The sequence below is a fragment of the Streptomyces sp. CNS606 genome, from assembly GCF_000426325.1.
This window is the reverse complement of record NZ_AUFD01000049.1, coordinates 1-6,542: the sequence shown is the minus strand read 5'-3', so window position 1 is coordinate 6,542 and position 6,542 is coordinate 1. Positions and strand designations below refer to the sequence as shown.

Here is a 6,542-nt window from a genome sequence, read left to right as displayed (position 1 = left end):
AGCAGCGCGTGCTCGACCAGGGTGATCAGCGCACTCTTCGCGTCGGCGCGGTGCCGGGCGTCGGTGGTGATGATCGGCGCGTCCGGGCCGATCTGCAGCGCCTCCCGCACCTCCTCCGGCGTGTACGGCTGATGCCCCTCGAAGCCGTTGAGCGCGATCACGAACGGCAGACCGCTGTTCTCGAAGTAGTCCACGGCCGGGAAGCAGTCCGCCAGCCGGCGGGTGTCCACCAGCACCACGGCACCGATCGCACCGCGCACCAGGTCGTCCCACATGAACCAGAACCGGTCCTGACCCGGCGTACCGAACAGGTACAGGATCAGATCGTCGTCCAGGGTGATGCGGCCGAAGTCCATCGCCACCGTGGTCGTGGTCTTGTCCGCGGTGTGGGTCAGATCGTCGACGCCGGCCGACGCGGAGGTCATCACGGCCTCGGTACGCAGCGGATTGATCTCCGAGACCGCGCCGACAAAGGTGGTCTTGCCCACGCCGAAGCCGCCGGCCACCACGATCTTGGCCGAGGTCGTGGACCGGGGGGCGGGGACGCCGCCCCCGCCTCCGTGCGCCGGCTGCCCCGCCTGCGGGCTAGAGCTTGCGAAGTCCACTGAGCACCCTTTCCAGCAAGGTCACGTCGGGGGCGCCGCCGGGCTCGGCATTGCCACCGGGCTGGTGGATGGCCACCATCCCGGCCTCGGCGAGGTCGGCGACGAGAATCCGGGCCACGCCCAGGGGTATCGCCAGCAGCGCGGAGACCTCCGCGACCGACTTGACCTCACGGCACAGGTGGCAGATGCGCTGGTGCTCCGGGAGCAGGCCCTGGAGGTGCGCGGGGTCGGCACTGGTGCTCACCAGCGCCTCGATCGCCAGCTGGTAGCGCGGACGCGTACGGCCGCCCGTCATCGCGTACGGACGCACCAGCGGCTGGTCGCCGTCATCGCCGTAGGAGGCGTGGTGTTGCGGCGCACCGTACGGGCCGGGCGAGGCGTGCGGCGGGATCATGGCTCCTCCGGGCGAGGCATTCTGTCGGCGATGCGGACTGTTGGGCTCATGTGGGGGGAGCTGACACTCAGTTGAGGATGCTGCCTTGCAGTTCCGCGCGGACGTCCGGGGTGAGGACGGTGCCCGCGCGGTCCACCAGGAGGGCCATCTCGTACCCGACGAGGCCGATGTCGGCATCGGGATGGGCGAGGACGGCGAGCGAGGAGCCGTCCGAGATGGACATGATGAAGAGGAAGCCGCGCTCCATCTCCACGACCGTCTGGTTGACGCTGCCGCCCTCGAAGATACGGGAGGCCCCGGCGGTCAGCGAGGTCAGCCCCGACGCGACCGCCGCCAACTGGTCGGCACGATCGCGGGGGAAGCCCTCGGACAACGCGAGGAGGAGGCCGTCCGCGGACACCACCACCGTGTGGGACACCCCGGGGGTGTTGTCCACGAAGTTGGTGATCAACCAGTTCAGGTTCTGCGCCGCCTGGCTCATCGGACTCAACTAACGCTCCTGCTGGTAGGTGGGGCCGATGCCGCGGCCGTCCGCACCGGCCCGACGGCCCTGCTGGATGCCACGACGGAGATTCGTCAGCCGCCCGCGCACGTCATCGGGCGCACGCGAGACCTGGGGACCGGACCGGGCGGTGCCGTCCTGCTGCTGCGCGGTCCCCGCCACCAGGTTGGCACGGGGCACGCGACGCGGCAGGCCGGACGTGGTGACGCCCCCGGCGGCGGGCTGGCGCAGCTGTTCCGCCTGACGCCAGCGCTCGTCGTTCGGGGCGGCACCCCAGTTGGCTCCCGTGTCGTGGGAGCCGCCGGTGCCGGGGCCTTCGCCGTTCGGCATGCCGCGCGCGGGCTGCCGCGGCGGCATCTCGGCGGAGGCGGGGCCGAGGCGCGGGGTGTGCGCCTGCGACTGCGGGTCACCGTTCGCGGACGCCGGGGTACCGGCGTTCCGGTTCTGGGACCCGGAGGAGCCGCGGAACCAACTCGATTCCATCGACTCGAAAATCGGGGTACGGGTGTCGGCGCCGGCCGACGGCCCCGCGGGGATGCCGAAGTCGTCGTTCCCGTGGGGCGGGCCGCCGTACGACGGGCCGCCCTGACCGAGTTCTGCGGGGCCTCCCTGGCCCGGGCCTCCGTACGACGGGGCCCCGTACGACGGGCCGCCGTAGGAGGGACCACCCTGGCCCGGTCCGGAAGCGGACGGCCCGGCGGGCAGGGCGAACTCTCCGGTGTCCTGCGGCCCGCCCTGCGGGTGTACGGCCCGGGGGTAGTCGCCGGTGGCCGGCTCGTCGTGACCGCGCGGAGCGTCCGCCGCAGCCCAGCTCGGCCGGGGCGGCTCCAGCGCGCCGCCGGGCGCCGGACGCCCCGCCGGGGGCGGTCCGTCGAAGTCGGGACGCTCGAACTGGGCGGTGTCACCAGGGCCACCGGGGCGGCTCGGGCCGCCGCTCTGCGACCTCGGGAAGCCGCCGGCACCCGCGGCGGACGGGGCACCGCCGCCGGGCAGCTCGCCCGCGGGGCCGCCGCCGCGCACCGGCAGTCCGGGGCGCTGCGGGCCGCCCGCACCGGCTCCCGGCGCGCCGCCGCCGAAGAAGTCGCCGCCGGACGCCTGTGGGGCACCGGAGCCCGCGCCGACGGGCGTACCGCCACCGACGGGACGCTTGGGCAGACCGGAAGGACTGCCGCCCGGCTCGCCGCCGGGCAGTGCGGGACGGGCCGCGCCTCCCCCGACCTGCCCGCGGGAGGCGCCGGCACCCAGCGGGGACTGGCCGGCCGACGGGGAGCCCACGCCGCCGCGAGGCTGGCGCTGGAGCGCCGCGGCGAGGCCGCCGCCGCCCTTCGGGGCACCGCCGCGGGCGCCCGGCTTGCCCTTGGGCGCCTGGCCACCCTGGGCGACGTCGACCGGAAGCATGACCAGCGCGGTGGTGCCGCCGGAGTCGGAGGGCCGCAGCTGGATCCGGATGCCGTGCCGCAGGGACAGGCGGCCGACCACGAACAGACCCATGCGGCGGGAGACGGAGACGTCCACGGTCGGCGGGTTCGCCAGCCGCTCGTTGATCGCGGAGAGGTCTTCCGGGGACAGGCCGATGCCGGTGTCGTGGATCTCGACCAGCACCCGGCCGTCGGGCAGCGCGTGACCGGTGACCTTGACCTTGGTCTGCGGGGAGGAGAACGAAGTGGCGTTCTCCAGCAGCTCGGCGAGCAGGTGGACCAGGTCGTTGACCACACGGCCGGCGACCTCGGTGGAGGGCACCGAGTTGAGTTCGATGCGCTCGTACTGCTCCACCTCGGAGGCCGCGGCGCGGAGCACGTCGACGAGCGGGACGGGCCGGGTCCAGCGGCGTCCCGGCTCCTCGCCCGCGAGGACGAGGAGGTTCTCGCCGTTGCGGCGCATGCGGGTCGCCAGGTGGTCCAGCTTGAACAGCGAGGACAGCTGATCCGGGTCCGCCTCGCGGGACTCCAGTTCGGAGATCAGCGACAGCTGGCGCTGGATGAGGCCCTGGCTGCGACGCGAGAGGTTGGTGAACATCGCGTTGACGTTGCCCCGCAGCAGGGCCTGCTCGCCGGCGAGCCGCACGGCCTCGCGGTGGACGTCGTCGAACGCCGCGGCCACCCGGCCGATCTCGTCCCGGCTGTGCACGCCCACGGACTCGACCGAGGTGTCGACGTCCTGCGGCTCGGCCTCGGACATCTGCTTGACCAGCTCGGGGAGCCGCTTGCGGGCGACGTCCTGGGCGGTGTCCTGGAGACGGCGCAGCGACCGCACCATCGAACGGGCGACGACGAAGGCGCCCACCAGCGAGATGCCCAGCACGAGCAGGATGAGGGCACCGTTGATGATCGCGTTGCGCTGCGACTCGGAGCGGAGCGTACGGGCTTCCTGCTCCATGTCGTTGAGCAGGGACTCCTCGATCTTCTCCATCTCGTAGATCTTGGTGGAGTCCTGGTCGTACCAGTCGAGGTAGGAGCGGTCCTCCTGCGCGATGCCGTCGTCGGAGCTGAGGACCCGGTCGCGGTAGGTGTTCGCGGCGCTGATGTTGACGATGCCGCCGTCCAGCGGCTCCAGCAGGTCCTCGGACTCCTGCGGTCCGTAGACGGCGCGGAACGAGCCGAGGCTGGATGCTTCGGCCTCCATCGCGCTCTTGGCGTACAGACGGTCGTTCTCGGACAGCTCGGGCCCGCCCTTGTGGGCCAGGCCGGCGCTGATGATGGCCCGCTGGATGGAGGCGTACTCCTTCGCGGAGGAGAAGGAGGCGAGCGCGCGGGTGCTCTGGATCATGTCCGGGTTGCTGGTCGCCTGTGCCATGTCCTGGGAGAGGGACAGCAGCGAGTCGATGAGCCGGCTGTACCGGTCCACGGTCTGCGAGGTGTACTTCGAGTTCTCGTACGCGTTCTCGCGGATGCTCTTGAGGTCCTGGAGCTGACGGCTGATGTCGTACACCGTGGCCTGGACGCCGGCGAGCACCTGGTCGTCGGGGTTGATGTCACCGGAGGCCTCGCGGAAGGCGGCGCGCGCCCGGTCCGTGGCCTCGCGGGTCGAGACGACCGAGTCGTCCTTCTCGTTGCCCGTGCTGACCAGCGGGCCGGCCGCCTTGTCCCGCTCCTCCTGGAGGGCGGCGGCGAGTTCGGTGGCGTGCTCCGTCATCTCGGTGAGGAGCCGCATGTTGTCGAGCTGATCGACGTTGGAGAGGGAGTCCTCGATGCGGAGGGCGCCGAGGGTGGTGGCCGCGACTACCGGGAGGGCCAGCAGTGAGACCAGGCGCGTGCTGATGCGCCAGTTGCGCAGGGCCAGCCGGGACCCCGGCCCGCCGGACTCCCGGCTCCTGCCGACGGTGCCGCCGTCGCCCGCGGACCGGCCGCCGGACAGCGTCTCCGTGGTCTCGGATTCCTGGACGGCCGCCGTCGGGCTGCTCTCCCGGGCACGCTGGGGCGAGGAGCCGCGGTCGGTCGCACCGCGCAGCTCCGGGTCTCCCGCAGCGCTGCCATCCCTCTTGAAACGTCCCTGCACTAGCGTCGCAACCTCTGGACCAGGCGTCCCCCCGCTCAGCGCAGCGGGACGGTATCGATAGGGGGGTTTCCCGGGCCCCCAGGGCGGTCGTGAGTGACCGGCGCGTCCCGTTCGACCGCCGCGCGGCGCTCCTGTGCGCCCCCTGCGCGCCGGCTGTTATCCCGCGGCGGTCCGTGGAATTCCAGCACAGTGCCGGATCTGCAACAAGGCCTGTGGATGACCCTGTGACATGCGTGACGCTCTGGAGACATGCGATCACCTCCCGTAGAGGCGTCCACCCGATATGCCGGATGTATCCGTACGAGCATGGCGGCTCACCTCCCTGCCCCGGTAGCGAGCAGTGCGGCGCACTTGGTCACGATCCTCACGTTCACCCCTTTTGCCGCTCCCCGCAGCCTGACCGATATGCCGGTTTTGTTGGTGAGTAAGTGAGGAAACTCACAGGCCAGGGGTTGTCTGAATCACATGGCGCTGGGGAATCGGGGGCCTACGCTCGGCGTTTACACGCCGTACCGAAACGACAAGCGACTCGCTGGGGAACACGACACGTGAAGACGACGATGCGCATCAGCACCATAGCCAACCCCCGCCGCACCACTCTCGCGCACCTCGACAGCGCGGACGAGCTGGCACCGCAGTCGGTCGAGGGACCGGGTGAGACGAAGCTTCCCCTGCAGACCGCGAATCCGCTCCGCACCGTGCTGATGGACGACCCGCGCAGCTGACGACCCGCGCCGCGCCGCACATGACGAAGCCCCGTGCACCGAGGTGTACGGGGCTTCGTCGTGCCGTCCCCCGGGACGGCCGGTGGATCAGTGGCGCCAGCTGTGCGGGGCCCGGAAGCCCGGCGTGCGCTCCAGCCGGCGCCAGCCGGCCTTGCCCGCCGCACCGCGGGCGGCGGCCGCGCTGTGGCCGGCGGCGGCCTGGAGCGGGGCGGCGGTCGCGCGCGCCAGCAGCAGGGCGGTGACGGCGGCGAGTTCCTCGTCGCTCGCGTGGCCCTTCTCGACGCGGACCAGTCGGGTGCCTGCAGTGCTCACTTCGTTCTCCGTCTCTCTGCGTCGGTCGGTCGGGGTGTGCTTCGCGGTGCGGGACGGGCCCGTCACTGGGGCGGGTTGCCGTGCTTGCGGGAGGGCAGGTCCGCGTGCTTGCTGCGCAGCATCCGCAGCGAGTCGACGAGCACCTGCCGCGTCTGCGCCGGGTCGATCACGTCGTCGACCAGCCCCCGCTCGGCCGCGTAGTACGGGTGCATCAGCTCCGCCTTGTACTCCTTGACCATCCGGGCCCGCATCGCCTCCGGGTCGTCCGCCGCCGCGATCTGCCGCCGGAAGATCACGTTCGCCGCACCCTCCGCGCCCATCACCGCGATCTCGTTCGTCGGCCATGCGAACGTCAGGTCCGCCCCGATCGACTGGGAATCCATCACGATGTACGCACCCCCGTACGCCTTGCGCAGCACCACCGAGATCCGCGGCACCGTCGCGTTGCAGTAGGCGTACAGCAGCTTCGCCCCGTGCCGGATGATCCCGCCGTGCTCCTGGTCCACTCC

7 protein-coding genes are annotated in these 6,542 nt (G+C 71.9%); 1 reads left to right on the top strand and 6 read right to left on the bottom strand.

Annotated elements, in window-relative coordinates; translation table 11 throughout:
• The 4 genes from K304_RS0120390 to K304_RS0120375 all read right to left on the bottom strand — a co-directional run.
• A partial coding sequence (locus tag K304_RS0120390) for a GTP-binding protein (protein ID WP_486591756.1) occupies positions 1–605 on the bottom strand: 605 nt, incomplete at its 3' end.
• Positions 586–999, bottom strand: coding sequence for a DUF742 domain-containing protein (locus K304_RS0120385; RefSeq protein ID WP_027765239.1), 414 nt, complete (start codon positions 997–999; stop codon positions 586–588). The genes K304_RS0120390 and K304_RS0120385, both read right to left, overlap by 20 nt.
• Positions 1,000–1,066: 67 nt before the next feature.
• Positions 1,067–1,480, bottom strand: a complete 414-nt coding sequence (locus tag K304_RS0120380; protein WP_037791317.1) for a roadblock/LC7 domain-containing protein — start codon at positions 1,478–1,480, stop codon at positions 1,067–1,069.
• A 9-nt stretch (positions 1,481–1,489) separates the two neighbouring features.
• Positions 1,490–4,996, bottom strand: coding sequence for a nitrate- and nitrite sensing domain-containing protein (locus K304_RS0120375; RefSeq protein WP_027765237.1), 3,507 nt, complete (start codon positions 4,994–4,996; stop codon positions 1,490–1,492).
• A 548-nt stretch (positions 4,997–5,544) separates the two neighbouring features.
• Here K304_RS0120375 and K304_RS33730 point away from each other — a divergent pair.
• Complete coding sequence (locus K304_RS33730) at positions 5,545–5,721, top strand: hypothetical protein (protein WP_199779652.1); 177 nt, start codon at positions 5,545–5,547, stop codon at positions 5,719–5,721.
• 87 nt (positions 5,722–5,808) lie between these two features.
• On the opposite strand, the gene K304_RS0120365 is transcribed toward K304_RS33730, so the two are convergent.
• Positions 5,809–6,033 (bottom strand): acyl-CoA carboxylase epsilon subunit, encoded by a 225-nt coding sequence (locus tag K304_RS0120365; protein WP_027765236.1) that lies wholly within the window; start codon positions 6,031–6,033, stop codon positions 5,809–5,811.
• Between the two features lie 62 nt (positions 6,034–6,095).
• The coding region (locus K304_RS30250) for a carboxyl transferase domain-containing protein (RefSeq protein WP_037791315.1) at positions 6,096–6,542 on the bottom strand (447 nt) is incomplete at its 5' end.

Excerpts from the sequence above, each read along its gene's own strand:
- K304_RS0120380 (WP_037791317.1), bottom strand. The coding sequence starts at position 1,480 with ATGAGCCAGGCGGCGCAGAACCTGAACTGGTTGATCACCAACTTCGTG.
- K304_RS0120385 (WP_027765239.1), bottom strand. The coding sequence starts at position 999 with ATGATCCCGCCGCACGCCTCGCCCGGCCCGTACGGTGCGCCGCAACAC.